This is a genomic window from Halomonas sp. GD1P12, assembly GCF_025725645.1.
Lineage (GTDB): Bacteria > Pseudomonadota > Gammaproteobacteria > Pseudomonadales > Halomonadaceae > Vreelandella.
Window position 1 is genome coordinate 1728121 of the sequence record NZ_CP107007.1, and the last position, 24026, is coordinate 1752146.

A 24026-nucleotide genomic window follows, 5' to 3' on the forward strand; every position below is an offset into this window, starting at 1 on the left:
GGTCACGCTCCTTCGTCGGTCGCGGCGAAGTCCAGTAGTACGTCGCCCTGGCCAACACTGTCGCCGGCGGCGAAGCGAAACTGCTCGACCGTACCGTCTGCCGGTGCACTCAAGGTGTGCTCCATCTTCATCGCCTCCATCACCATCAGCGGCATGCCTTTCTCGACCGGCGCGCCGGGCTCGACCAGAAGCGCCACCACGGTGCCGTGCATCGGCGCGGTCAAGCTTGCGGCGGCCTCGATCGCGGCGTGGTTGAGCGCATCCAGGCGCTGCCAAACGAGCCGGGTTTCACCCGCGCTATCGCTCAGTACCAGGTTGTCTTCTTCGAGCTGAGCCTGAAAGCGCCGGCGGTGGCCGTTTAGTGTGACCGCCACCGCATCACCGGCAAGCCTCGAGAGCGACCCTTCGAATCGCTCGTTTTGAACGCGTAGCGTCCAGCCGGCTTGCGCGCGAGTGCGGGTCGCTTCGACCACCACGGTCTCGCTCTCTTCGCGCTTGTCGGCCAGCGCGATACGCACCTTGTGCGGCGCGTTCAGGCGAAAGCCGTCACTGTGCGCCCAGGGCGACACATCCTGACGGCCGGCGCTTTTCGCAAGCGTCTCGATGGCCACCAGCGCGGCGCGAGCGTACGCCTGGGGCGTCGGCTCGTTTTGACGGAATAGGTCGTCGTGGTGGCGCACGATGAAACCGGTATCGAGCTCGGCGGCTTTGAATGCCGGATGCCCGGCCAGGCGCTGCAGAAAGGCGCGGTTGGTCACCACGCCCTGCACGTCGAGGGCGGCCAGCGCTCGGTTCAGCGTGGCGAGCGCCGCGTCACGATCCGTGCCGTGAGTGATCAGCTTGGCGAGCATCGGGTCGTAATGCATCGAGACCACATCTCCGCTATCAACGCCGCTGTCCAAACGCACCTGAGCTGTCTGAAGCCCCGCGCCCTCTATGTCGAGCGAGAAGCGGGTGAGGGTGCCGGTGGCGGGCAGAAACTCGTTGGCCGGGTCTTCGGCGTAAAGGCGCGCCTCGAAACTATGGCCGTTCAGGGTGAGTTCGCTTTGCGCGCAGGGCAGCGGCTCGTTCATGGCGACTCTCAGCTGCCACTCGACCAGATCGAGCCCGGTCACCATCTCGGTCACCGGGTGCTCGACCTGCAGGCGCGTGTTCATCTCCATGAAGTAGAAGGCGCCGTCGACGTCGAGCAGAAACTCGACGGTGCCCGCGCCCACGTAGCCGATCTCTTTCGCTGCGCGCACGGCGGCCTCGCCCATGGCGGCGCGAAGCGCTTCCGTCATGTGCGGCGCCGGAGCCTCTTCCAGTACTTTCTGATGGCGGCGCTGAACGCTGCAGTCGCGCTCGAAGAGATAGACGCCTGCGCCAAAACGGTCGCAGAATACCTGCACCTCGACGTGACGAGGCTTGACCAGATACTTCTCGATCAGCATGCGGTCATCGCTGAAGGAGGCTTTTGACTCGCGCCGGCAACTTTCGAGGGCAGCCTGGAAGTCGGCCTCGCGTTCGACCACGCGCATGCCCTTGCCGCCGCCGCCGGCGCTCGCTTTCAGCATGACCGGGTAGCCGATGCGGTTGGCCTCCGCCAAAAGAGTGTCGTCGCCTTGATCGTCACCGTGGTAACCCGGTACCAGCGGCACGCCGGCGTTTGCCATGCGCGCCTTGGCGGCGGACTTGTCACCCATGGCGGCGATCGCGGAGGCGGGCGGGCCGACGAAGGTAATACCCGCGGTTTCCAACGCCTCGACGAAGCGGCCGTTTTCAGAAAGAAAGCCGTAGCCCGGATGCACCGCGGTGCTCCCGCTTTGGCGAGCCGCTGCGATCACCGCCTCGATGTTCAGGTAGCTTTCGCGGGCGGCAGCGGGGCCCAAACGAACGGCCTCGTCGGCCTCGCGCACGTGGCGGGCGCTGGCATCGGCATCGGAGTAGACCGCTACGGTCTTGATACCCAGCCGGCGCGCGGTGCGCATCACTCGGCAGGCGATCTCACCGCGGTTGGCCACTAACAACGTATCGAACTTGCTGGTTGCTTTACTCATGGGCGCTCCCCGGCGTTATCGGTGTCATCCTGCGGTGCCCAGGCAGGCAGGCGCTTATCGAAAAAGCTCGAAAGCCCCTCCTGGCCCTCGTCGCTTACCCGCAGCTCGGCGATCGTCTGACACGTTTTTTCGCGGGTAGCGTCGGAATCCGGCGATTGACCCACGGCGGCGAGCAGGGCCTTGGTCGCCCGCTGCGCCCGGGGTGAGCCCGCCAAAAGCGTTTGGGTCATGACCTCTACCGCGTGATCCAAGGTCTCCGGCTCGACTACCTGGTGGGCAAGGCCGAGCGCCAGCGCCGTGTCGGCGTCGATCACCTCGGCACTCAGCGCGTAACGCCGCGCTTGCCGGGCACCGATGGCGCGCTGAACGTAAGGGCTGATGACCGCCGGCGACAGGCCGATCTTGACCTCGGAGAGGCAGAATCGGGCCTTTAGTGAGGCGATGACCACGTCGCAACACGCGGCCAGGCCCACCGCGCCGCCAAAGGCTGCACCCTGTACCCGACAAAGCGTCGGGCAGGGCAGGGTATCGAGGCGGTACATCAGATCAGAAAGCTTGCGCGAATCCGCCAGGTTATCGTCATGGCTGTAGTCGACCATGCGCTTCATCCAGTGGAGATCCGCCCCCGCCGAGAAGCTTTTGCCTTCGGAGCCGAGCACCAACACCCGCACCTCCTGGCGCTCGATGGGTTCGAGCAGTCCTTTCAGGTGGTCGGTCAGCTCGGCAATCAGGTGGTCGTCGAAAGCGTTGTGTACCGCCGGGCGGTTCAGGCTCAGGTGCGCCACGGCGTTTTCAATCGTCAGTGTCGAATGGCTCATCAAATGGCTCATGGCATCACATCCTGAACACGCCAAAGCGCGTCTCTTCGATCTCGGCATTCATCGCGGCGGCCAGGGAAAGCCCCAGCACGTCGCGGGTCTGGAGCGGGTCGATCACGCCATCGTCCCAAAGCCTTGCGCTAGCGTAGGTGGGGTGGCCCTGGCGCTCGTACTGCTCGCGGGTCGGCTTCTTGAACGCCTCTTCGTCATCCTCCGACCACGCGCGGTCTTCGCGCTCGTACTGCTCGCGCTTGACCTGGGCGAGCACGCCGGCGGCCTGCTCGCCGCCCATCACCGAAATACGCGCGTTGGGCCACATGAACAGTAAATTCGGATCATAAGCGCGCCCGCACATGCCATAGTTGCCGGCGCCGAAGCTGCCGCCAATCAAGACGGTGAACTTGGGCACTTTCGCGCAAGCCACGGCGGTCACGAGCTTGGCACCGTGCTTGGCGATGCCTTCGTGTTCGTATTTGGAGCCGACCATGAAGCCGGTGATGTTCTGCAAAAACACCAGCGGTACCTTGCGCTGGGCGCAGAGTTCGATGAAGTGCGCGCCTTTCACCGCGCTCTCTGAAAAGAGCACCCCGTTGTTGGCCACGATCCCCACCGGGTGGCCATGGATATGCGCAAACCCGGTGACCAGGGTGTCGCCATAGTAGCGCTTGAACTCGTCGAATTCGGAGCCATCGACGATGCGCCCGATCACTTCGCGCACATCGAACGGTTTCTTGAGATCGACCCCCACGATGCCGTAAAGCTCTGCGGGGTCGAGCCTGGGCGGGGCGGGCGCTTTCATGGCGAGCTTCCCGCGCTTTTGCCAGTTGAGCCGGGCGATACAGCCGCGGGCGAGCTGAAGCGCGTGCATGTCGTTTTCGGCGTAGTGATCCGCCACGCCGCTGACCTTGGCGTGCACGTCGGCGCCGCCCAGGGCTTCGGCGCTGATGCTCTCGCCGGTGGCTGCCTTGACCAGCGGCGGGCCGCCGAGAAAGATCGTACCTTGTTCCTTGACGATGATCGACTCGTCCGCCATGGCCGGTACGTAGGCGCCGCCGGCGGTACAGGAGCCCATCACCACGGCGATCTGTGGGATGCCCTCGGCGGACATCGTGGCCTGGTTGTAGAAGATGCGCCCGAAGTGGTCACGGTCAGGGAACACCTCGTCCTGACGGGGCAGAAAGGCGCCGCCGGAGTCGACCAGGTAGATACACGGCAGGCGATGCTTGCGGGCGATCTCCTGGGCGCGAAGATGCTTTTTCACCGTCAGCGGAAAGTAGGTGCCGCCCTTGACCGTGGCGTCGTTGGCGACGATCACGCACTCAACGCCCTTGACGCGGCCGATCCCGGTCACCACGCCGGCAGCGGGCACGTCGCTTTCGTACACCGCGTGGGCGGCCAGCGCCGAGAACTCGAGAAACGGCGCGCCTTCGTCGATCAAATGATCGATCCGATCGCGCACGAAGAGCTTCCCACGGCTTTCGTGACGCTCGCGGGCGCTGGCGCCGCCGCCCTGGGCGACAACCTCGGTCAGTTCGAAAAGCGTGTCGACCTCGGCGCGCAGGGCGGCGTCGTTTTGCTGGAACAGGTCACTGCGCGGGTTGATCTGGGTGGTCAGTATGCTCATCGCGCCCCCTTAACGACTTTCGCTGAACAGTTCGCGGCCAATCAGCATGCGGCGAATCTCGCTGGTGCCGGCGCCGATCTCGTAGAGTTTGGCGTCTCGCAGAAGCCGCCCGGTAGGGTACTCGTTGATGTAGCCGTTGCCGCCGAGCAGCTGAATGGCGTCCAGCGCCACCTGGGTCGCCTTTTCGGCGCAGTAGAGGATCACCCCGGCGGCGTCCTTACGCGAGGTCTGGTCCCGGTCGCAGGCGCGGGCCACGGCGTAAAGATACGCCCGGCAGGCGTTGAGCGTGGTGTACATGTCCGCGACCTTGCCCTGGACGAGCTGGAACTCACCGATCGATTGCTCGAACTGCTTGCGCTCGTGGATGTAGGGCACCACCACGTCCATGGCAGCCTGCATGATGCCGATGGGGCCGGCGGCGAGCACCGTGCGCTCGTAGTCCAGCCCGCTCATCAGCACGCGTACGCCCTTGCCGACCTCACCGAGCACGTTCTCTTCGGGCACCTCGCAGTCCTGAAACACCAGCTCGCAGGTGTTGGAGCCGCGCATGCCGAGCTTGTCGAGCTTCTGCGCGGTGGAAAATCCCGGCATCCCCTTTTCGATCAAGAAGGTGGTAATGCCTTTCGAGCCGGCATCCGGGTCGGTCTTGGCGTAAACCACCAGCACGTCGGCATCCGGACCGTTGGTGATCCACATCTTGTTGCCGTTCAAAACGTACTTGTCGCCGCGCTTCTCGGCGCGCAGCTTCATCGATACCACGTCGGACCCCGCGCCGGGCTCGGACATGGCCAGTGCTCCTACGTGTTCGCCGCTGATCAGCCTCGGCAGATATTTTGCTTTTTGTTCGGGGGAGGCGTTGCGCTTGATCTGATTGACGCAGAGATTGGAGTGGGCGCCATAGGAGAGCGCGACCGAGGCGCTGGCGCGCGAAATTTCCTCCATGGCGATACAGTGAGCGAGATACCCCATACCGCTGCCGCCATCCTCTTCCGAGACGGTGACACCCAGAAGGCCCATGTCGCCAAACTTGCGCCACAGGTCGTTGGGGAATTCGTTTTTCTGGTCGATCTCGGCGGCGCGCGGAGCGATCTCGCTAGCCGCGAAGGCATTCACTTCGCGGCGCAGCATGTTCATATCCTCGTCGAGGCCGAAGTCGAGTTCCGTATAAAGAGAGTGCATCGTCGGTCACCTTGATGTTGTTAAGTTATTGACTCGATGGGGCGCTGTGGCGTGCTCAATGGAGCGCTTCAGCCCGAGACGTTGGTGCGTTCCTCATCGGCCTGCTTCTGGTTGAGCTCTTCGAGGGCCTGACGGCAGCGAATCTCGGCGCTTTCGAGTTCGAGCTGCACCATGGTGATGTCCTTCATCTGCTGCTCCAGCGCCGCACGGCGCTCGCCGATCTTTTCCAGCATCAGGTGGAGCTGCTTTTCACTGCCGCGCCGGGTTTCATCCCATAGCTCGAACAGCTCACGAATTTCGGCAAGCGATAATCCCAGGCGCTTGCCACGTAGCGTGAGCTTCAAGCGCACGCGGTCCTGGCTGCTGTAAATACGGGTCTGACCTCGGCGGGCGGGGCGCAGAAGTTCCTGGTCTTCGTAAAAGCGAATGCTGCGCGTGGTGACGTCGAACTCGGCGGCCAGCTCGCTGATCGAGTAGGTTTTGCTCATGGCGTGATCTCTTGACGGCTGTTCTCATGAAGCTATTTTCATGAAGCTGTTTTCATGGAACCCTGATTGGCAGGCTAAAACAAGTTTACGTTAACGTAAAGATATCTCTTTCGAGGCGCGGCTTCGGTATCGCACATAAACTTGTTGTTAAACATAAGGATCGGTAATTATTAGAAAAAAGCGTTATATCGTGTAGACCAAAGTGGTAATTGCTTTCGAGCGACGAGGGTTGCTAGGTTGCGTTTAGCCTTACGTATAGGTAAAGGTCCAAGGCTCATTGAATTCAAGTGACCCTCTCGTCACAAACGGCCGGTACAACGACAACAGCGGCCAACCGCCACGAAAGCGAAGCGCCTCCTGGAAGGGCCTTCGCCGGGCCATTACAACAAAAACGATAGCCAGAGGTCTTCGCCAAATGCAGACAGAGACGGTTGATCCGATCGCGATGCTGGAAACCCGCGGGCTCACCAAGTCCTTTCGCGGCTTTACTGCGGTGGACAACGTCGATCTTCGGGTGCAGGAAGGGCATATTCACGCGCTGATTGGCCCCAATGGTGCAGGCAAAACCACCGTTTTTAACCTGCTCACCAAGTTCTTGCCGCCCACCTGCGGCGAAATCCTCTACCGCGGTAATCCGATCACATCGCTAAAATCGAACCAGATCGCCCGGTTGGGACTGGTGCGCTCGTTTCAGATTTCGGCAGTGTTTGCGCACATGACCGCCCTCGAAAACGTGCGCGTGGCGCTTCAGCGCCGATTGGGCACGTCGTTTCACTTCTGGAAATCGGAGAAAACGCTTACGCCACTCAATGAGCGGGCGATGGCGCTGCTCGATGAAGTCGGGCTTGCCGCCTACGCCGATACCCTGACCGTCGAGATGCCTTACGGGCGCAAGCGGGCGCTGGAGGTAGCCACGACCCTTGCGCTGGACCCGGTCATGATGCTGCTGGACGAGCCCACCCAGGGCATGGGTGCCGAAGACGTCGATCGTATCGTCGAGCTGATCAAGCGCGTATCCAGGGGCCGCACGGTGCTGATAGTCGAACACAACCTTAGCGTGGTGAGCCGCCTTTGCGACCGAATCACGGTGTTGGCTCGCGGCGCCGTGCTGGCCGAAGGCGACTACCCCAGCGTGTCGAGTAACCCGCTGGTACGCGAGGCGTACATGGGCAGCGACGACGTCGAGACAACCCGTGAGAGGGTGAGCGCATGAGTACCGCCAGTGATGAGACGGTTCGCGAACCCGTTGAAGGGCGCACGGCTACGCGGTCGCGGGACATTCTCAAGATTACTGATCTGCACGCCTTTTACGGCGAATCTCATATTCTTCACGGGGTGAACGTCAACGTAAAAGAGGGCGAACTGGTCACGCTTTTGGGGCGCAACGGCGCCGGGCGCAGCACAACGCTCAAGGCCATCATGAACATGGTGGGCCGGCGCACCGGGTCGATCGTCATCGGCGGTCAGGAAACGCTCGCCATGAAGCCTCACCACATTCCGCGGCTCGGCGTGGGTTACTGTCCGGAAGAGCGCGGCATTTTTGCAAGCCTCGATGTGCACGAGAACCTGCTCTTGCCGCCTACGGTCAGCTCCGGTGGCATGAGTCTGGACGCCATTTACGCGATGTTACCGAACCTTTACGAGCGGCGCAAAAGCCCCGGCACGCGGCTCTCCGGTGGCGAGCAGCAAATGCTCGCCATGGCACGGATTCTGCGCACCGGCGCGCGCATTCTCCTGCTCGACGAGATTACCGAGGGGCTGGCGCCGGTCATTGTACAGGCGCTTGGTGACGTGCTGGTCAAGCTCAAGGCCAGCGGCATGACCATCGTGCTCGTCGAGCAAAACTTTCGTTTCGCTGCCCCCCTGGCGGATCGCCACTTCGTCATGGAGCACGGCGAAATCATCGAGGAGATCAGCGCCGCCGAGCTCTCATCCAGGCGCGAGCATTTCAACGCGCTGCTGGGTGTGTGAGTGAGTCTTTTGCATGGCAGGAGACCGCGGGAGAACGAAGCAGCCTCCGGCGGAGCATCGATAAAAGAAGCGGTAAACGCAGCACCCGTTAAACGTCCGACAACCAACCATAACAACAAACCCTAACGGCTAATCATAACGGCTAATCATAACGGCTGATCATAACTACAAGGCCTCAGGCCCGGAGACGAACATGGCGCTTATCCAACAACTGCCGAGCAAGAAAACGCTGGTGTCGAGCATCACCGTCGCGGTGGCATCGACCCTGACCCTTGCCGCTCACGCCGAGATCAGCGATGGCGAGGTGCGTATCGGTTATCTGGCCGATATGTCCGGCACCTACCGGGATCTTGCCGGCCCCGGCGGGTTGACCGCCCTTGAAATGGCGGTCGATGACTTTGGCGGCAGCGTCAACGGCTCGCCGATCAAAGTGTTCAGCGCCGACGACCGTAACAGCGCCGATGTGGGCGCCAATACCGTGCGCGGCTGGATCGACCAGCAAAACGTCGATATGGTCGGAGGGCTCGTCGCCTCGTCGGTCACGATCGCCGTGACCAAAGTGCTCGAGGAGAACGACCGGCTGGGGCTCGTCTCGGGCTCGGCGGCCTCGAGTGTGACCAACGAGCACTGCACGCCCAACCATATTCACTGGGTTTACGATACTTACCCGCTGGCCAACGGCACCGCCAAGGCGGTGGTCGAGCAAGGCGGCGACAGCTGGTTTCTGCTCACCGCGGATTACGCCTTCGGCCACGCGCTGGAAGCGGACGTGACCAGCGTAGTGGAAGCCAACGGCGGTGAAATCGTCGGCGGCGTGCGCCACCCATTCCCCACCAGCGATTTCTCCTCCTACATTTTGCAGGCCCAGGGGTCCGGGGCGAAGATCGTTGGTCTTGCCAACGCCGGTGCCGATACGGTCAACGCCATCACCACCGCCAGCCAGTTCGGGCTAACGCAGTCCGGCCAGCAGCTGGCGGGGCTTTTGATCTTCTTGAACGATGTGCACGCGCTGGGTCTTGAGGCCACGCAAAACCTGCTGCTCACCACCGGCTGGTACTGGGACATGGACGACCAGGCCCGCGAGTGGGCACAGCGCTACTTCGATGAGGTGGGTAGCATGCCGACCATGGTTCAGGCGGGCATCTACTCGAGCACCATGCACTACTTGAAGGCCGTCGAGGCCGCCGGCACCGACGAGGCCCAGGCCGTGCGCGCGCAGATGGCCTCCCAGCCGATCAACGACTTCTTTGCCCGCAACGGGCGCATTCGCGAAGACGGGCGGATGGTGCACGACATGTACCTCGCCCAGGTGAAAACGCCGATTGAGTCCACCGGCGAGTGGGATCTCTACGAGATTCTCAGCACCATTCCCGCCGAAGAGGCCTACCGCCCGCTTGCCGAGAGCCAGTGCGATTTGGTGCAGAACTAATCTCGGGCCGTCAACGCGGGGCGGTGAGCCCGCCCCGCAGGAGAGATCGCAATGACGATGATATTCGGCGTGCCCATGGCGGTGTTCATGGGCCAGCTTACGCTGGGGCTGGTCAACGGCGCCTTTTATGCGCTCTTGAGCCTGGGGTTGGCGGTGATCTTCGGGCTTTTGAAAATCGTCAATTTCGCCCACGGCGCGCAGTACATGCTGGGCGCCTTTGCCGCACTTCTGGCCTTCAACACTTTGGGCATCAATTACTGGCTGGCACTGGTGCTGGTGCCGCTTACCGTGGGCGGGCTCAGCATGCTGATCGAGCGCTTTCTGCTTCGCCGCATCGCTCATCTGGATCATCTGTACGGGCTGCTTCTGACCTTTGGTTTGGCGCTGATCTTCGAGGGCACGCTGATCAACTTCTTTGGCGTGTCAGGCGCGCGCTACGCCACGCCGGAGATCCTGCAGGGCGGATTGAATCTCGGATTCATGTTTTTGCCCACCTACCGCGCTTGGGTGCTGGTGGCCGCACTGGCCATGTGTCTGTTTACCTGGTTCATGATCGAGCGTACGCGGCTCGGGGCGTATCTACGCGCGGGCACCGAGAACTCCAAGCTGATGCAGGCCTTCGGGGTGAACGTACCGCTTTTGATCACGCTGACCTACGGTTTCGGCGTGGGGCTGGCCGCCTTTGCTGGCGTGCTGGCCGCGCCGCTTTATCCGGTGTCACCCACCATGGGGTCGAGCCTTCTGATCGTGGTGTTTGCCGTGGTGGTCATCGGCGGGATGGGCTCGATTCTGGGCGCCATTTTAACCGGTTTAGGCATGGGCGTGATCGAAGGGCTCACCAAGGTGTACTACCCCGAAGCCGCCAATACGGTGATCTTTTTGGTGATGATACTGGTTCTCATGCTGCGCCCGGCCGGGCTTTTCGGAAAGGAGGCATAGCCATGTCGGACTCACAAGCGCTGAGCGCGCCGAACGTCGAGGCCAGGCGAAAGCGCCGGGCGGGGCAGCGCCGCGCGCTATTGTACGTGGTACTGGTCGCGGTGGGCCTGGTGGCACCGCTGCTGGCGTATCCGGTTTTTTTAATGAAGATTCTCTGCTTTGCGCTGTTCGCCTGCGCCTTCAATCTGCTGCTGGGCTACGCCGGTCTTTTATCCTTTGGACACGCCGCGTTTTTGGCCAGCGGCGGCTATGTCACCGGGTATCTTCTGGCAAGTTACCCGGGGCTTACGCCGGAGCTTGGTATTCTAGCGGGGACGCTTGCCGCCACGCTACTGGGATGTCTGTTCGGGGTGCTTTCGATTCGACGCCAGGGCATCTATTTCGCCATGGTGACGCTGGCGTTGGCGCAGCTAATGTTCTTCGTGTTCATTCAGGCGCCTTTTACCGGCGGTGAGGATGGCCTTCACGGCGTGCCCCGGGGCGAGCTCTTTGGGCTGATCAGCCTGCAGAGTAACCTGGCGATGTACTACTTCGTTTTCGCGGTGTTTCTAGTGGGCTTCGCGCTCATTCAGCGCACCGTGAACTCGCCGTTTGGTCAGGTGCTCAAGGCGATTCGCGAAAACGAGCCGCGGGCGGTGTCGCTTGGCTATAACGTCGACGCCTACAAGCTTCTGGCGTTCGTGCTCTCGGCCGGACTTACCGGGCTCGCCGGGGCGACCAAGACGGTGGTGTTCCAGCTCGCCTCGCTCACCGACGCCCACTGGCACATGTCCGGCGAGGTGATCCTGATGACGCTGCTGGGCGGGGTCGGCACGCTGTTAGGGCCGCTGGCAGGCGCCTCGCTTGTCGTCAGCCTTCAGCACCTGCTGGCGCAGTCGCCGCTGGGTAACTGGGTCAGCGTGATTCTCGGCGCCATCTTCGTGCTCTGCGTGCTGAGCTTTCGAAGCGGCATCGTCGGCGAGCTCGCAACGCTTTATCGCAAGAATTTCAAGTAACCAGCCTTTCATTTAAAGACGCCTCAAGGCGTCTTTTTTTATCGCGCAGGACTTTATGGAAACACAGTGCCTACGCCAAAGGTTCTAAGGGCCAAGCGTTGCGCGCGGCTGGTTTAAAATATAAGTTAACGTTAACGTCAATTTGCGTGACCCCTAATAAATAACGACAACACGCGGGGCGAGGCGCCATAGGCGCTCGGCCTCGATGGAGACTTCGCCATGAATTTCGAGCTAAGCGACGACCAGGTAGCCTTTGCGGAGTTGGCCAAGGACTTTGCCGACAAGGAATTGGCACCCCACGCCGCGCAGTGGGACCGCGAGGCGCACTTTCCCGTCGATGTGATCAAGCGCGCCGGAGAGCTGGGCTTTTGCTCGCTCTACGCCCCGGAGAGCGTTGGTGGGCTTGCGCTATCGCGGCTGGATGCGAGCATCATCTTCGAGCAGCTTTCGATGGGCTGCACCTCGACCACCGCTTATCTCACCATTCACAACATGGTCACCTGGATGCTGGCGAGCTTCGGCCAGCCGGACGTCGTCGAGCAGTGGGGGCCGCGACTCGCCACCGGCGAGCTTCTGGGGTCGTACTGCCTGACCGAACCCGGTGCGGGGTCGGACGCCGCCTCACTCAAGACCACCGCCCAACGTGATGGCGATGCGTACGTGCTGAGTGGTAGCAAGATGTTCATCTCCGGCGCCGGCAGCACCGATTTTCTGGTCGTGATGGCGCGTACCGGGGGTGAAGGCGCCGGCGGCGTCTCCGCTTTTGCCGTGGATGCCAAAACCGACGGCATCAGCTACGGGCGCAAGGAGGACAAGATGGGCTGGAATAGCCAGCCTACGCGCATGGTGACCTTCGACGACGTACGCGTGCCGGCCAACCACCTGTTGGGCCGTGAAGGCGACGGCTTCAAGATTGCGATGAAGGGCCTGGACGGTGGGCGCATCAACATCGCGACCTGCTCGGTCGGTACCGCCCAGCGTGCGATCAATGAGGCGCGCGACTACCTGCGCGAACGCAAGCAGTTCGGCAAGCCCCTGGCGGAGTTTCAGGCGCTGCAGTTTCGCCTGGCCGATATGGTCACCGAGCTTGTGGCGGCGCGCCAGCTGGTGCGCATGGCCGCGACCAAACTCGACGCTGGCCACGCAGATGCGCCGACCTACTGCGCCATGGCCAAGCGATTTGCCACCGACATCGGGTTCAAGGTGTGTGACGAGGCGCTGCAGCTTTTTGGCGGCAACGGCTACATCAAGGAGTATCCGGTGGAGCGCTTCGTGCGTGATACGCGCGTTCACCGCATTCTGGAAGGTTCCAACGAGATCATGCGCCTGATCATTGCTCGCCGGGCGTTGGCCGAGGGAGCCGGCGAGCTATAGTAAAGAGCTATAGTGAAGGTGACGTTTTAAACGAACGCCAGGAGCGGCGATTCACACCATAAGGATACCTTGATGAGTAGCGTACTGTTTGACGAGCACGCCACCGACGATGGCCATATCGTGGGCGAAATCACGCTCAACGCCGAGCGCTCGCTCAACGCCTTGACGCTCGAGATGATCGAGCTGATGCGCCCGCAGCTCGCCGCTTGGCAGGAAGACGCGAGAGTCGTGGCCATCGTGCTCGACAGCGCCGGCGAAAAGGCCTTCTGTGCCGGGGGCGACGTGGTCAGCCTGTATAAATCGATTACCGGCGACCAGGATCCGCACTTTCCCGAGCGCTTTTTCGAAAGCGAATATCGCCTCGACTATGAGCTTCATACTTATCCCAAGCCGATCGTTTGCTGGGGTAGCGGAATCGTCATGGGTGGGGGCATGGGGCTACTGAGCGCCTGCAGCCATCGCGTAGTGACCGAAACCTCGAGACTGGCCATGCCCGAGGTCACCATCGGCCTCTACCCGGACGTTGGCGCGAGCTGGTTCTTGAACCGTTTGCCTGTCGGCACCGGGCGCTTTCTGGCCATGACAGGAGGCCCGGTCAACGCGGTGGATGCGGTGCATTTAGGGCTTGCCGACCGCTGTATCAAGAGCGACCAGTACCCGGCGCTCATGGCCTCTCTGACCCAGGCGCGCTGGCAGCAGGAGGGCACCATCGACGCCCAGGGCGTGGTCAATCGCACCCTGCGCGAGCTGGAGCAGGCCTCGAAAACCACCTTTCTTGATCTCGACACGCCGGTTCTCAACGCAACACCCTTGATTCGTGAGCTGATGGATCACGACACCACCGAGCAGATCGTGGCCGCGATTCTAGCGGTTGAAAGCGAGGACAGCTGGTTCAGCCGCGCCCAGAAGACGCTGGCCCACGGAAGTCCGGTGTCGATCGCGCTGATCGACGAGCAGCTCAAACGCGCGAAGTACATGTCGCTTGCCGAGGTCTTTCGCTCGGAGCTTGCACTGTCGGTACAGTGCTGCCGTCACAAGGAGTTTCCCGAAGGCGTGCGCGCGCTGCTGGTCGACAAGGACGGCTCGCCGGCCTGGAGCTACCCGGACGTCGCCTCGGTCGAGCAGTTCTTCATCGACGAGCTTTTGGCCTCGCCCTGGCAAACGAACCCGCTGGAAACGCTCGGCTAACGCGGGTTTCGAGTCATCCAGTGGCTTCTTGACCATCCAATTTCAATAACAAGGACAATCACCATGACCAGGATCGCTTTCATCGGTTTGGGTAACATGGGCGGCCCGATGGCCGCCAATCTGGCCAAGGCCGGCTTCGACGTGCATGCCTTCGATCTCAGCCGGGAGGCGCTTGCAAGCGCCAAATCCCACGGCTGCGAAGTCGCCGCCTCGGCGGCAGACGCCGCCCGTGGCGCCGACATCGTGATCTCCATGCTGCCCGCCGGCCAGCACGTGCGCTCGCTGTTCGTCGATGGCGAAACGCCGCTCAAGGAGATCATCGAGCAGGGCGCGCTGGTCATCGACTCCTCTACCATCGATGCCGAAAGCGCCCGGGATGTCGCCGCGGCGCTGGAGAAGAAGGGGATTGGCTTCATCGACGCGCCGGTATCCGGCGGGGTAGGCGGCGCCCAGGCAGGCACTCTGACCTTCATCGTGGGCGGCAGCGAAGAGCAGTTCAACCGGGCCAGGCCCGTGCTCGACGTGATGGGCAAGAACATCTTTCACGCGGGCGAGCACGGCGCCGGGCAGGTTGCCAAGGCGTGCAACAACATGATGCTCGCGATTTTGATGGCCGGCACCTGCGAGGCGATCAACATGGGGGTGAAAAACGGCCTCGACCCCGCGGTACTCTCGGAGATCATGAAGCAAAGCTCCGGCGGCAACTGGGCGCTGAACGTCTACAATCCGTACCCTGGCGTGATGGAGAACGCCCCGGCGTCGAACGACTACCAGGGCGGCTTTCTGACCGACCTGATGGTCAAGGATCTGGGGCTGGCCATGGATATCAGCCAGCAAAGCGCCGCGCCGGTACCGATGGGCTCCGCCGCCCGCGCCCTGTTTACGCTGCACAAGGCAAACGGTCACGGCCGGCTCGATTTTTCAAGCCTGATGACGTTCTATCGGGACAAGAAAGATGGAGAGTGAGGGAGGCCTTGCTACTTGCCTTGACGAGCACCAAACTGGATTTTCATAACCCACCAACGAAGGATCGCCATGATTACGCTTTGGGGCCGCGACAACTCCACTAACGTCAAAAAAGTGCGCTGGGCGCTCGAAGAGCTCGACATCGCTTACGAGCAGGTTCAGGCCGGGCTTCAGCACGGCGTAAACGATACAGCGGCGTATCAGGCCATGAATCCAAATGCCCTGGTGCCGACGCTCAAGGATGACGCCACCGACAGCGTTCTATGGGAGTCCAATACTATCGTGCGCTATCTGGCCGCCCAGTACGGCGAGGGCACGCTTTGGATCGATGAGCCCGCCAAGCGCGCCCAGGCCGAGAAGTGGATGGACTGGGCCAATACGCGGCTCAGCCCGGCGCACCGTGTCATGCTGATGAGCTATGTTCGCACCCCACCCGAAGCCCGCGATCTGCAAAAGCTGGAGGAGGGCACCGCCGCCTGCGAGGAGCTCTTCGCGCTTCTGGACGATGCGCTGGAACGTCAACCCTGGTTCTCCGGCGACGCGTTCGGTCTGGCCGATATCGCCGTCGCGCCGTTCATTTACAACTTGTGGAACTGCGGCCTTACCTGGAATCCGCGCACCCACCTGGAGCGCTGGTACCAATCACTGACCGAGCGGCCGGCGTTTCAGAAAGTGGTGATGATTCCCGTTAGCTAAGTGGCTTGCCCGCGCGAGTACGCGGGCGCCTGGCGAGAGCCTTGGCTAATAACGCGCTTCCAGTTTGGCCAGCGCCTTGTCCAGCGCTTCCAAAATCGGCACCGTCAAGCCGTGCTGCCGAGCGGCCGCGATCAGGGGCCCCAGAATCGCCGCCCGTTCGGTGGGTCGGCCGGCCTCCACATCCTGCAGCATCGACGCCTTGTTATTTGCGGTGCCCTCAATCACGTCCCACACCAGTGCCCGCCAGCTATCCTGCTCATCACCCCCATCCGGTGCCACGATCTTCTCAAGCGCCATGATGGCCGCGACTTCGCGGATCACTGCCTCGACGTCACTGGCATAAGCCGCGCCGCGCAGCTCGCCGTTGCGTATGCCATGGATGGCCACTAATGGATTGATTGCGGCGTTCACCGCCAGCTTCTGCCACAGTCGGCGCCGAATATCGTCGACGGCGGTGGTCGCAAGCCCGGCGCGATCAAGTTGTGCTGCCAGCGCCTGTGCCAAAGCGGTGTGGCGTCCGTTCAGGTTGCCGATGAAGGTGTGCCCACGCCCGGCGTGATCGATACGGTCATTACCGGTGACATACGCGCCTTCCGTTGTGCTGGCACATAGCACCGGGCCGGGCCATCGGTTGGTGAGTTCAGGCTGCGTGAGAAAGCCGTTTTGCCAAAGTACCAGCGGGGTAGTGGCCGGTAGCAGCGCGTGCAACGTCTCAAACGCTGGCTCGACGGCCATGGCTTTGGTGGTGATATGCAGCCACGCGGGCGGCGCAGACGCCCCCTGCGTCAACTGGGCGGGCGTGGCGCAGGTTATCGATTGCGTTCGTCGCTCGCCTTTTGCAGAGTGCAGCGTTTGAAAAAGTGGCAGCGCGCGCCGGCCAATCAGCGTGACCTCGCACGTTGGCGCGAGCGAGTGGGCGAGCAGTCGGCCTATTGCGCCCGGGCCAAGTATCCAGTGTGATGCGTTCATCAAGGGCGACACTTCATTGCGATAGTGCCTTCACCATAGCGCGTTCACTTTCTGCAAACGAGGCCGAACAGCGGACTTTGGTTCGTCTGCCGCTTGGGGGCTTTTGATCGCTACTTCAGGTCGTTGGAGAAACGCTGTATCGCATCCACCACCTGCTGGGCGCCTTCCTGAATTTCCAGAATGACGCTGCCCGCCTGGCTTGCAAGCTCCAGCCCTTGCTCCGCTTCTTCTCGGGTGTTGAGCATCTGCCGCGTGACGTCATCCGACAACCGCTGGTTTTTTTCTACCACGCCGCCGATCTCCACCGTAGCGGCGCTGGTGCTGGCTGCCAATTTTCGTACCGCGTCGGCCACGACCGCGAACCCGCGCCCCTGTTCGCCGGCCCGCGCGGCTTCGATGGCGGCGTTGATCGCCAACAGGTTGGTCTGCACCGCAATGCCGCTGATCGTTTGGACGATGGCGTTTATCTGTACCGACTGTTGACTCAGCGCTTCGATACTGCCGTTCGCGGCCTGCATTTCCTCCGCAATTTGGCGCATGGTGTCGACGGTCTGCTGCACGACGTTCGCGCCTTTCTTTGCGCTGATATCGGTTTGTTGTGATACTTCAAACGCCAGGGTGGCGCCTTCGCGTACCAGGGCTTCTCGCGCCACCTGGTCGGTGACGACGCTTGCAAACTTCACCACTTTACAGAGATGGCCATCGGCGTTGTAAACCGGGTTATAGCTGGCTTCCAGCCAAACTTCATTGCCTCGGCTATCGAGCCGTTTAAAGCGGTCCGACACGTATTCACCGCTATTGAGCTTTTGCCAAAAGCCTGCGTACTCCGGCGATTCCACTACGTCCCTGGGGCAGAACATGCGGTGGTGGCGGCCAGCGATGTTTTCCAGCCGGTAGCCCGTTGCCTGCAAAAACTGCTCGTTGGCAGTAATGATGGTGCCATCGAGGTTGAACTGGATCACGGCGGTGGAGCGAAGCAGCGCCGCAATGAACGACTCACTCTCCTTGGCCCCTTCGACTTTCTGAGTGACCTCGCGCCCGTAGCCCTGAACGAAAGAGAGCTTGCCGCTTCTTTTACGTATCGGTAGCCAGTCGATATTCAGCCAGACGAGCGAACCGTCGGCATGTAGGTAGCGATAGTTGTCATTGACGGGGTCGAACGCGGCGATGGCCTGATTAAAGGCTCGAAAGCAGGGTAGCTCCGTCACGTACGTCGGAAGAAAGTCTTTTAACGGTTTGCCTAACAACTGCTCGCGCTTGTAACCCAGCGCACTGGCAAAGCCTTGATTAAGCGCTGAAATACGCAGGTCAGCGTCCAGCGTGATGGACAGCATTCCCCGCTCCATCTGGTTCTGGATCTGACGAAGCGTTGCGACTCCTCCACGCTGAGTTTTTGGTTTTTTCTTGAGGCGAAGGTTAAACATCAGCAAACTCCGGATAGCGATATCGCTAGCTATCGGCAAGCCTGGCATTCGCTTGAGTTATTCAGTTAAAAAGAAGCGTTGAACAAGCGAGCAGCCAAGAGTTTTGCCGGGTACGCTTTGGTCATTCACTACTAGAACAACAGGGTATGATGGTATGGCTTTTGAAGGCGAGCGAACCGATAAAAAGTTTTAACCAACGCAAGACGCTGAAATTGGCGTTTGTTGCGATTACCATGAACGCTTTATGAGCATGCTTCAGGCCGGTATCATGGTGAAAGCTTTAGAGGGTCATGGCTTGAATTTTTAACGACCGGGATGACAACCTTGCGTCCTACTTCCACTTAATATAATGAGACTTTACGGCATGCCTTATCCTTCATCAGTCTCTACCCGTGGTCATTGGTACGCTATTCAATGCAAGGGAAACGAATCTTTTAGAGCTGAAGAAAATCTGCTAAGACAAGGGTATACCGTTTTCCATCCGACGCTTTCGGTTCGAAAAAAACGCGGTGGCCGTCTCGTACACGTGACTGAGCCGCTGTTTCCTCATTATCTGTTTATTTTTCTGGACCAGATACAAAGTAATTGGCGACCTATTCGCTCTACGCGTGGGGTTAGCAAACTGGTTGCCTTTGGTCAGCAGCCCGCGGTGATCGATGAGGAGCTTATTCATTCACTCAAGCATCAATGCAGCCCGCAGCAGGTTGGACTCTCATTCGAAAAAGGGCAAACGGTGTCTCTGGAAAGCGGCCCTTTCACCGGGCGCACAGCGATTTTTCAACAGGAGCTGGAACGTGCCGGCACGGGGGAAGAGCGCGCCATTATCTTGTTACAGTGGCTCAATCGTACCCACGAGGTGGAAGTTCCGGTTGCTCATCTGACGTGATCATTACCACTTTTGGATTGGTACTGAGCTTCTTGCCAACCACGCAATTCGCCCATATAAAAGTTTGTGGAGTGGCGATATAGGGTTTATCCCCCACCATTTACAGTTTCGTTCTATCAATTTCTCTTTGATTTCGCCGCCGATGCCTTCCTTGTCCCTTATCCTGATAGCGCTATTCTTTTTGTCAGGCGGCATTGCCCATTTCGCCCTGACCGATTTCTTCATTCTGGCCATGCCGGACTATCTGGGTTTTCACCGGGAGCTGGTGCTCATCAGCGGTGTCTTCGAGCTGTTGGGCGCCGTGGGTATTCTGGTTCCATCGACTCGAAAGCTGGCGGTCTGGGGGCTGATAGCGCTGATGGTGGCCGTGTTTCCGGCCAATGTGCATATGGCGCTTCATCCCGAGGCGTTTCCCTCCATCCCCGTGTGGCTTCTTTATGCTCGCTTGCCGCTTCAGGCGCTGCTGATCGCGTTCGTCTGGTGGGCCATTCATCGCAAAGCGCCCCGCTGAGAAATGCGATCAGGGTCGCGCGTTGGGCTTTGAAGTGGGGGAAGCCTTGAAGGTATTGTGCACGTGCCAACGATATCCCGACGAACTTCATCGTCATGAACGTGCTCCCTGTCGTGGCTGCAAGTCCCGCGCCGTGCGGGTGCGCTCGACGCACCTGCCCAATGAGCTATCCTGCTGATTTTACCTTTAGGAAGAGTTGAGCGATGACCCACGCCACCATATCGCAGCAAGGTACCCTTCACTGCTTCCCCGCCGGGCTTCGCGACGAGCAGGGAGCGCTCGTCAATGTGGAAGTGTCTGCCGTGCTTTTTGACGGCCAACGCCTGATTCTGGCCAGCGACAAACCGATCCCCGGCGAGACGCGCTCGGCGGTGTTCACCGTTGCCATGACCGACAACTGCCCGGACGATAGCCAGCTTGAGTACTTTACCGCGCCGCTGATCAAGCGTGCGATCAAGTACGAGGACATGTCGCTGACCGCCGACGGCCGACATGTGCTGGCCACCACGGGGTTCGATCGTATCGACGGCGAAAGCCACGACCTGAACGACTATAACCACCTGTTGATCTGGCCACTGGGCCAGCCGGAAAAAGTGCAGGCGGTGGACCCGGACCCGCGCGACGGGGTCGAAGGCTCGCTCGAGCTTCGCCTTAAATTGAACGACGCCATCGGCTTTCCCTACTACAAGATCGAAGGGCTCGCGGCAGTGCCCGGTGAACAGGATGAGGGTCTTCTGCTGTTCGGCATTCGCGAGCAGGGGCAGGCCTTCGATGACTTTCGCTACGTGAGCCGCATCGTTGGCGCCCACTACCGAATCGATGAAAACGCCAATCTGGTGTTCACCGATAACATGCGCGAATACTACGCTTTCGAGCCAGGTCAACACCCGGCGGTCCGCTTCGATTGCGGTCTTTCGAGCCTGGAGTATGACCCCTACCACCAGCGGCTTTTTCTGCTGAACAGTTTCGAAGTGGTAGAGCAGGGCCAGGAGCGCATTGGCGGCTATCTGTGGAGCGTGAGCCTCGAGGAGTTCTACGCGGGCAAGCCCCCGACACTGGTGACAACGCCTTCCGGCGAGGCGCTTGAGTTCGAGCACAAGGCCGAGGGGCTCGCGGTGCTGGACCGTGATCGACTGTTCGTCGCCTACGACAACGACCGCCACTTGGGGCTGGGAAGCGTCGATGAGCGCGATGAGCGCCACGCCTGCGAAGCCCCCTACACCATGCTGCAACTCACGTGAGGTGTCGCATCCGCTGGGCGGGGAAGTGCGTTTTAGGCGCGCCGCTGCTGGCAATTGTGGTGCTACTGGCCGGCTGCGATGAAACGCCGACCGGACGCTCGCGGCTGGCGCTGGTACCGCAGACCCTGATGGCGCAGATGGGGCAGGACTCTTTCGAGCAGCTGCAAAACACTAATCGCTTGAGCCAGAACGAGTCGGCCAATCGGCTCGTGCAGTGCGTAGCGCGCCACGTCGTGGCTGGCGCCGAAGCCAGCTACCCCGATCTCGTGTTTCCCGACCGCTGGGAGGTCGTGGTGTTCGAGGAGGCCTCGCCCAACGCCTTCGCGCTGCCCGGCGGACGTATCGGCGTGCACAGCGGTTTGCTCAACGTGGCCCAGACGCCGAGCCAGCTGGCCACCGTCATCGCTCACGAGGTCGCCCACGTGCTGGCCGATCACGGCAACGAGCGTTTGACGCAGGAGCTGGGTATCAAGGCGGGGCTTTTGGTGGTGGGCATGCTCGGGGAAGGGGAGCTGGGTCAGCAGCAGCTCATGCAGGCGCTGGGTATTGGTGCCCAGCTCGGAATCACGCTGCCGTTTAGCCGCACGCACGAGCAAGAGGCCGACCGCATGGGGCTGATCATCATGGCTCGTGCCGGGTTCGACCCGAGTGAAAGCGTTGCGCTTTGGCGTAACATGGCTAGAGCCGGTGGCGACCAGCCGCCGGAGCTTCTTTCCACGCACCCGGCACACCAATCACGTATTAGCGCGCTGGAGCAACAGCAGGAAGCGACCCAACGCGTTTACCGGTCGGTAACCCACGCCCAGTGCCCAGGTTAAGGCACGTATCGGCCAGCCGGGCGCTCGGCGCTGGCGAAGCCGCGTGAGTGCGTTACGCTGAAAGCAGCGCGGCTTGGCGTTCGCTGTAACGCCGGTTCGGGCCGCTCGAATGCCCACTATAGATTCAGTCAGAAGGTGCCAGGATGGCCAACGATTCCCACCCCAATAGTCACACACCCAGTGCCGCGCCGCTTCGCTCCGTCGCCTGTGGCTCGCATCGGCTATTGATGGCCGCGGTCGAGCGCGACAGCGGCTGTCTGGAAACCGGGCGGTATCTGATCAGTTTTCGCGACGGAATGCTCGATGAGGGCATCGAAGCGCTAAAAGCGTGCCAGTTCAGGGTAGCGGATGCCCGAGACTTCGACGGTCAGGCAGTCAATCTGGAAGAGGCCGGCGACGCCGAAGCGATGATCTTCCCGGAACTTGGCGTGGTATTGATCGGCGGTGATGCGTTGGAAAGTCGCGGTATGAGTATTCATGACGACGCCTTTAAATGCCCTGCCATCGAGATCATCGAGCCCGAGTACTTCGCCTTTGCGGAGAACTCCGAGTACCTGCGCGGTTTCCTGAGTGCCGCCAACGCCATCGCGCGAGACCTGGGCGGAGATCGATCCGAGTGCGATGAGGACGCCCCGATCAACAACGATATTACCTGGGGGCTTGCGCGCTGTAAGGTGGCCCAAAGCCGATTCACCGGGGCGGGCATCAAGGTGGCGGTGTTGGACTCCGGCATGGATATGAATCATCCGGATTTCACTGGCCGTGCGGTCGAAAGCCGCTCGTTTGTCGGTGAGCCGGTGCAGGACATGAACGGTCATGGTACCCACTGTATCGGCACCGCGACGGGCCCGCGAAACGCCGCGGGCAAAACGCCGGGCTATGGCGTGGCGTTCGAGGCGGCCATTTTCGCGGGCAAGGTGCTGACCAACGCCGGCGGCAGCACCGGCGGCAGCGTACTGGCCGGCATGAACTGGGCGGTGGCGAATCGCTGCGAGGTGATTTCGATGTCGCTGGGTAGCCAAAGCCCGGTACAGACGGCTTACACCCGGGCAGGCGCGGCGGCGCTCGAAAAAGGGTGTCTGGTGATCGCGGCGTCCGGCAACGACAATGCCCCGACCGGTGCTCCGGCAAATTCGCCGACCATCTTCTCGGTCGGCTCGCTCGACCCAAACCTTGCGCGCTCGAACTTTTCCAACGTGGGCAAGGTCGAGATCGCCGCCCCCGGGCGTGATGTGTTTTCCGCCTGGCCGCGGCCGGTCAATTACAAGAGCATCAGTGGCACCAGCATGGCCACGCCCCACGTGGCCGGTTGCGCCGCCCTCTGGGCGCAGTCGGACGCCTCGCTGCGCGGTGCGAGCCTGTGGCAGCGGCTTATAGCGTCGGCCCAATCGCTGCCTCTAAGCGAGGAGCAGGTCGGTGCCGGGCTGGTTCAGGCGCCTTGAATCATGGCCACCGCCGGTGCAAGGCGCCTGAATAACAGCGCCTCGCGCCGGCCATCTATGGAGAGTCATCGTGGCAAGAATCGAGCTTTGGATCGTCACCGTTGCCAGCGGCTGCTCGATCGGTGAACTCGCCGACCGGCTTGGCCGAGAAGGCTTGGCCGTGCGCGAGCTGCTGGAGGAGATCGGCTGCATTACCGGCGAGGCCGATAGCGCCACCGCTGAGCGCATCCGGCATATCGATGGCGTAGAAGATATCGCGCCTGACATTCCTTTCGAACTTGGCCCAATGGATAGCGACACTCGCCGATAGACCGCTTTTACAAGGAAACTTTATAAGGAAACACCGCATGACTCACGATTGGCTCGCCTTTGCCAAGTCGCTTCGTTCCATCGCCCAAACCGGCCAGACCTACACCACCAACAAGTACGAGCTCGAGCGCTACCGCCAGCTCGAAACGCTGACCAATCAAATGTTCGCGGTGCTGGGCGACGTACCCGTGGAGAAGATCGAAAACCTGATCATTCCGGACAAGGGCTACGCCACGCCCAAGGTGGATGTGCGCGGCGCAGTGTTCGATGAGCACGGCCGGGTGCTGTTGGTGCGGGAGATCAAGGATGGCCTTTGGACGCTGCCCGGCGGCTGGGCGGACATCAACGAAAGCCCCAGTGAAGGCGTATTGAAGGAGATTTTTGAGGAGTCCGGCTACCGGGCAAGCCATCCGCGACTCGCCATGCTCAAGGACCGGAGCCTTCACCCGTACGCCTACTACTCGCCGGACCACATCTACAAGCTGTTTTACGTTTGCACGCTGGAAGGCGGCGCGTTCGTGGCCAACAACGAAACCGACGCCGCGGACTTCTTCGCCCTCAACGATCTGCCGCCGCTCTCCGAAGGCCGCACGCTGCCCATCGATATTCACGAGTGCTGGGCTTTTGCGGCCTCCAACGCGCCGGGGATCTATAGCGATTAAGCGCTGCGACCGCGCCAGCGCTTTTTTTGATGACCGCCTTTGATCGGCCTGAACGTTA

At 61.2% G+C, this 24026-nt stretch carries 23 protein-coding genes; 16 read left to right on the forward strand and 7 right to left on the reverse strand.

The window, feature by feature from the left end:
• Window positions 1–2: 2 nt before the first annotated feature.
• The 5 genes from OCT39_RS08055 to OCT39_RS08075 all read right to left on the reverse strand — a co-directional run bounded on the left by OCT39_RS08055 (window position 3) and on the right by OCT39_RS08075 (window position 6148).
• Window positions 3–2039, reverse strand: coding sequence for an acetyl/propionyl/methylcrotonyl-CoA carboxylase subunit alpha (locus tag OCT39_RS08055; protein WP_263587133.1), 2037 nt, complete (start codon window positions 2037–2039; stop codon window positions 3–5).
• A complete protein-coding gene (locus tag OCT39_RS08060) occupies window positions 2036–2857 on the reverse strand; it encodes an enoyl-CoA hydratase-related protein (protein ID WP_263587308.1) in 822 nt (273 codons plus the stop codon). Before OCT39_RS08060 ends, OCT39_RS08055 begins: the two co-directional genes overlap by 4 nt.
• Window positions 2858–2873: 16 nt before the next feature.
• Window positions 2874–4481, reverse strand: a complete 1608-nt coding sequence (locus OCT39_RS08065; protein ID WP_263587134.1) for a carboxyl transferase domain-containing protein — start codon at window positions 4479–4481, stop codon at window positions 2874–2876.
• Window positions 4482–4490: 9 nt separating this feature from the next.
• Entirely contained in the window at window positions 4491–5660 is a 1170-nt protein-coding gene (locus tag OCT39_RS08070) for an isovaleryl-CoA dehydrogenase (protein ID WP_263587135.1), read from the reverse strand.
• A 68-nt stretch (window positions 5661–5728) separates the two neighbouring features.
• On the reverse strand, window positions 5729–6148 hold the full coding sequence (locus OCT39_RS08075; protein WP_263587136.1) for a MerR family transcriptional regulator: 420 nt from the start codon (window positions 6146–6148) through the stop codon (window positions 5729–5731).
• Window positions 6149–6563: 415 nt separating this feature from the next.
• On the opposite strand from OCT39_RS08075, the gene OCT39_RS08080 reads away from it, so the two are divergent.
• The 9 genes from OCT39_RS08080 (at window position 6564) to OCT39_RS08120 (ending at window position 15706) form a co-directional block, all read left to right on the forward strand.
• Window positions 6564–7361, forward strand: a complete 798-nt coding sequence (locus OCT39_RS08080; RefSeq protein ID WP_263587137.1) for an ABC transporter ATP-binding protein — start codon at window positions 6564–6566, stop codon at window positions 7359–7361.
• The gene (locus OCT39_RS08085) at window positions 7358–8119 is read left to right on the forward strand and encodes an ABC transporter ATP-binding protein (RefSeq protein ID WP_263587138.1); all 762 of its coding nucleotides are present in this window, start codon (window positions 7358–7360) and stop codon (window positions 8117–8119) included. The genes OCT39_RS08080 and OCT39_RS08085 overlap by 4 nt, the downstream gene beginning before the upstream one ends.
• A gap of 193 nt (window positions 8120–8312) precedes the next feature.
• A complete protein-coding gene (locus OCT39_RS08090) occupies window positions 8313–9548 on the forward strand; it encodes an ABC transporter substrate-binding protein (RefSeq protein ID WP_263587139.1) in 1236 nt (411 codons plus the stop codon).
• A 51-nt stretch (window positions 9549–9599) separates the two neighbouring features.
• The gene (locus tag OCT39_RS08095) at window positions 9600–10487 is read left to right on the forward strand and encodes a branched-chain amino acid ABC transporter permease (protein ID WP_263587140.1); all 888 of its coding nucleotides are present in this window, start codon (window positions 9600–9602) and stop codon (window positions 10485–10487) included.
• 2 nt (window positions 10488–10489) lie between these two features.
• A complete protein-coding gene (locus OCT39_RS08100; RefSeq protein WP_263587141.1) occupies window positions 10490–11482 on the forward strand; it encodes a branched-chain amino acid ABC transporter permease in 993 nt (330 codons plus the stop codon).
• Between the two features lie 219 nt (window positions 11483–11701).
• Window positions 11702–12856: an acyl-CoA dehydrogenase family protein gene (locus OCT39_RS08105; protein WP_263587142.1), complete on the forward strand. Its 1155-nt coding sequence runs from the start codon at window positions 11702–11704 to the stop codon at window positions 12854–12856.
• Window positions 12857–12928: 72 nt separating this feature from the next.
• Window positions 12929–14044, forward strand: a complete 1116-nt coding sequence (locus OCT39_RS08110) for an enoyl-CoA hydratase/isomerase family protein (RefSeq protein ID WP_263587143.1) — start codon at window positions 12929–12931, stop codon at window positions 14042–14044.
• A 45-nt stretch (window positions 14045–14089) separates the two neighbouring features.
• Window positions 14090–15010, forward strand: coding sequence for a 3-hydroxyisobutyrate dehydrogenase (gene mmsB / locus OCT39_RS08115; RefSeq protein ID WP_263587309.1), 921 nt, complete (start codon window positions 14090–14092; stop codon window positions 15008–15010).
• A gap of 69 nt (window positions 15011–15079) precedes the next feature.
• Window positions 15080–15706: a glutathione S-transferase family protein gene (locus tag OCT39_RS08120; RefSeq protein ID WP_263587144.1), complete on the forward strand. Its 627-nt coding sequence runs from the start codon at window positions 15080–15082 to the stop codon at window positions 15704–15706.
• A 45-nt stretch (window positions 15707–15751) separates the two neighbouring features.
• Here the strand turns inward: OCT39_RS08120 and OCT39_RS08125 are convergent, their stop codons facing one another.
• Both OCT39_RS08125 and OCT39_RS08130 read right to left on the reverse strand, forming a co-directional pair.
• Window positions 15752–16675 carry a ketopantoate reductase family protein gene (locus OCT39_RS08125; RefSeq protein WP_263587145.1) on the reverse strand — a complete coding sequence of 308 codons (924 nt, stop codon included), beginning with the start codon at window positions 16673–16675 and terminating at the stop codon, window positions 15752–15754.
• Window positions 16676–16785: 110 nt separating this feature from the next.
• Window positions 16786–18147 carry a PAS domain-containing methyl-accepting chemotaxis protein gene (locus OCT39_RS08130; protein ID WP_318152981.1) on the reverse strand — a complete coding sequence of 454 codons (1362 nt, stop codon included), beginning with the start codon at window positions 18145–18147 and terminating at the stop codon, window positions 16786–16788.
• 316 nt (window positions 18148–18463) lie between these two features.
• Here OCT39_RS08130 and rfaH point away from each other — a divergent pair, with 316 nt between their 5' ends.
• From rfaH to OCT39_RS08165, 7 genes are all read left to right on the forward strand, one after another.
• Window positions 18464–18985: a transcription/translation regulatory transformer protein RfaH gene (gene rfaH / locus OCT39_RS08135; RefSeq protein ID WP_263587147.1), complete on the forward strand. Its 522-nt coding sequence runs from the start codon at window positions 18464–18466 to the stop codon at window positions 18983–18985.
• Between the two features lie 151 nt (window positions 18986–19136).
• Complete coding sequence (locus tag OCT39_RS08140; protein ID WP_263587148.1) at window positions 19137–19496, forward strand: DoxX family protein; 360 nt, start codon at window positions 19137–19139, stop codon at window positions 19494–19496.
• 203 nt (window positions 19497–19699) lie between these two features.
• Window positions 19700–20737, forward strand: a complete 1038-nt coding sequence (locus OCT39_RS08145; protein WP_263587149.1) for a hypothetical protein — start codon at window positions 19700–19702, stop codon at window positions 20735–20737.
• 44 nt (window positions 20738–20781) lie between these two features.
• Entirely contained in the window at window positions 20782–21555 is a 774-nt protein-coding gene (locus tag OCT39_RS08150) for a M48 family metallopeptidase (protein ID WP_412031141.1), read from the forward strand.
• Between the two features lie 143 nt (window positions 21556–21698).
• Window positions 21699–22997 carry a S8 family serine peptidase gene (locus OCT39_RS08155; RefSeq protein WP_263587151.1) on the forward strand — a complete coding sequence of 433 codons (1299 nt, stop codon included), beginning with the start codon at window positions 21699–21701 and terminating at the stop codon, window positions 22995–22997.
• Window positions 22998–23067: 70 nt separating this feature from the next.
• Complete coding sequence (locus OCT39_RS08160) at window positions 23068–23307, forward strand: hypothetical protein (protein WP_263587152.1); 240 nt, start codon at window positions 23068–23070, stop codon at window positions 23305–23307.
• Window positions 23308–23344: 37 nt separating this feature from the next.
• Window positions 23345–23968 (forward strand): NUDIX hydrolase, encoded by a 624-nt coding sequence (locus OCT39_RS08165; protein WP_263587153.1) that lies wholly within the window; start codon window positions 23345–23347, stop codon window positions 23966–23968.
• Window positions 23969–24026: the final 58 nt, after the last annotated feature.

Excerpts from the sequence above, each read along its gene's own strand:
- OCT39_RS08055 (WP_263587133.1), bottom strand. The coding sequence starts at position 2,039 with ATGAGTAAAGCAACCAGCAAGTTCGATACGTTGTTAGTGGCCAACCGC.
- OCT39_RS08060 (WP_263587308.1), bottom strand. The coding sequence starts at position 2,857 with ATGAGCCATTCGACACTGACGATTGAAAACGCCGTGGCGCACCTGAGC.
- OCT39_RS08065 (WP_263587134.1), bottom strand. The coding sequence starts at position 4,481 with ATGAGCATACTGACCACCCAGATCAACCCGCGCAGTGACCTGTTCCAG.
- OCT39_RS08070 (WP_263587135.1), bottom strand. The coding sequence starts at position 5,660 with ATGCACTCTCTTTATACGGAACTCGACTTCGGCCTCGACGAGGATATG.
- OCT39_RS08075 (WP_263587136.1), bottom strand. The coding sequence starts at position 6,148 with ATGAGCAAAACCTACTCGATCAGCGAGCTGGCCGCCGAGTTCGACGTC.
- OCT39_RS08080 (WP_263587137.1), top strand. The coding sequence starts at position 6,564 with ATGCAGACAGAGACGGTTGATCCGATCGCGATGCTGGAAACCCGCGGG.
- OCT39_RS08085 (WP_263587138.1), top strand. The coding sequence starts at position 7,358 with ATGAGTACCGCCAGTGATGAGACGGTTCGCGAACCCGTTGAAGGGCGC.
- OCT39_RS08090 (WP_263587139.1), top strand. The coding sequence starts at position 8,313 with ATGGCGCTTATCCAACAACTGCCGAGCAAGAAAACGCTGGTGTCGAGC.
- OCT39_RS08095 (WP_263587140.1), top strand. The coding sequence starts at position 9,600 with ATGACGATGATATTCGGCGTGCCCATGGCGGTGTTCATGGGCCAGCTT.
- OCT39_RS08100 (WP_263587141.1), top strand. The coding sequence starts at position 10,490 with ATGTCGGACTCACAAGCGCTGAGCGCGCCGAACGTCGAGGCCAGGCGA.
- OCT39_RS08105 (WP_263587142.1), top strand. The coding sequence starts at position 11,702 with ATGAATTTCGAGCTAAGCGACGACCAGGTAGCCTTTGCGGAGTTGGCC.
- OCT39_RS08110 (WP_263587143.1), top strand. The coding sequence starts at position 12,929 with ATGAGTAGCGTACTGTTTGACGAGCACGCCACCGACGATGGCCATATC.
- OCT39_RS08120 (WP_263587144.1), top strand. The coding sequence starts at position 15,080 with ATGATTACGCTTTGGGGCCGCGACAACTCCACTAACGTCAAAAAAGTG.
- OCT39_RS08125 (WP_263587145.1), bottom strand. The coding sequence starts at position 16,675 with ATGAACGCATCACACTGGATACTTGGCCCGGGCGCAATAGGCCGACTG.
- OCT39_RS08130 (WP_318152981.1), bottom strand. The coding sequence starts at position 18,147 with ATGCCAGGCTTGCCGATAGCTAGCGATATCGCTATCCGGAGTTTGCTG.
- rfaH (WP_263587147.1), top strand. The coding sequence starts at position 18,464 with ATGCCTTATCCTTCATCAGTCTCTACCCGTGGTCATTGGTACGCTATT.
- OCT39_RS08145 (WP_263587149.1), top strand. The coding sequence starts at position 19,700 with ATGACCCACGCCACCATATCGCAGCAAGGTACCCTTCACTGCTTCCCC.
- OCT39_RS08155 (WP_263587151.1), top strand. The coding sequence starts at position 21,699 with ATGGCCAACGATTCCCACCCCAATAGTCACACACCCAGTGCCGCGCCG.
- OCT39_RS08165 (WP_263587153.1), top strand. The coding sequence starts at position 23,345 with ATGACTCACGATTGGCTCGCCTTTGCCAAGTCGCTTCGTTCCATCGCC.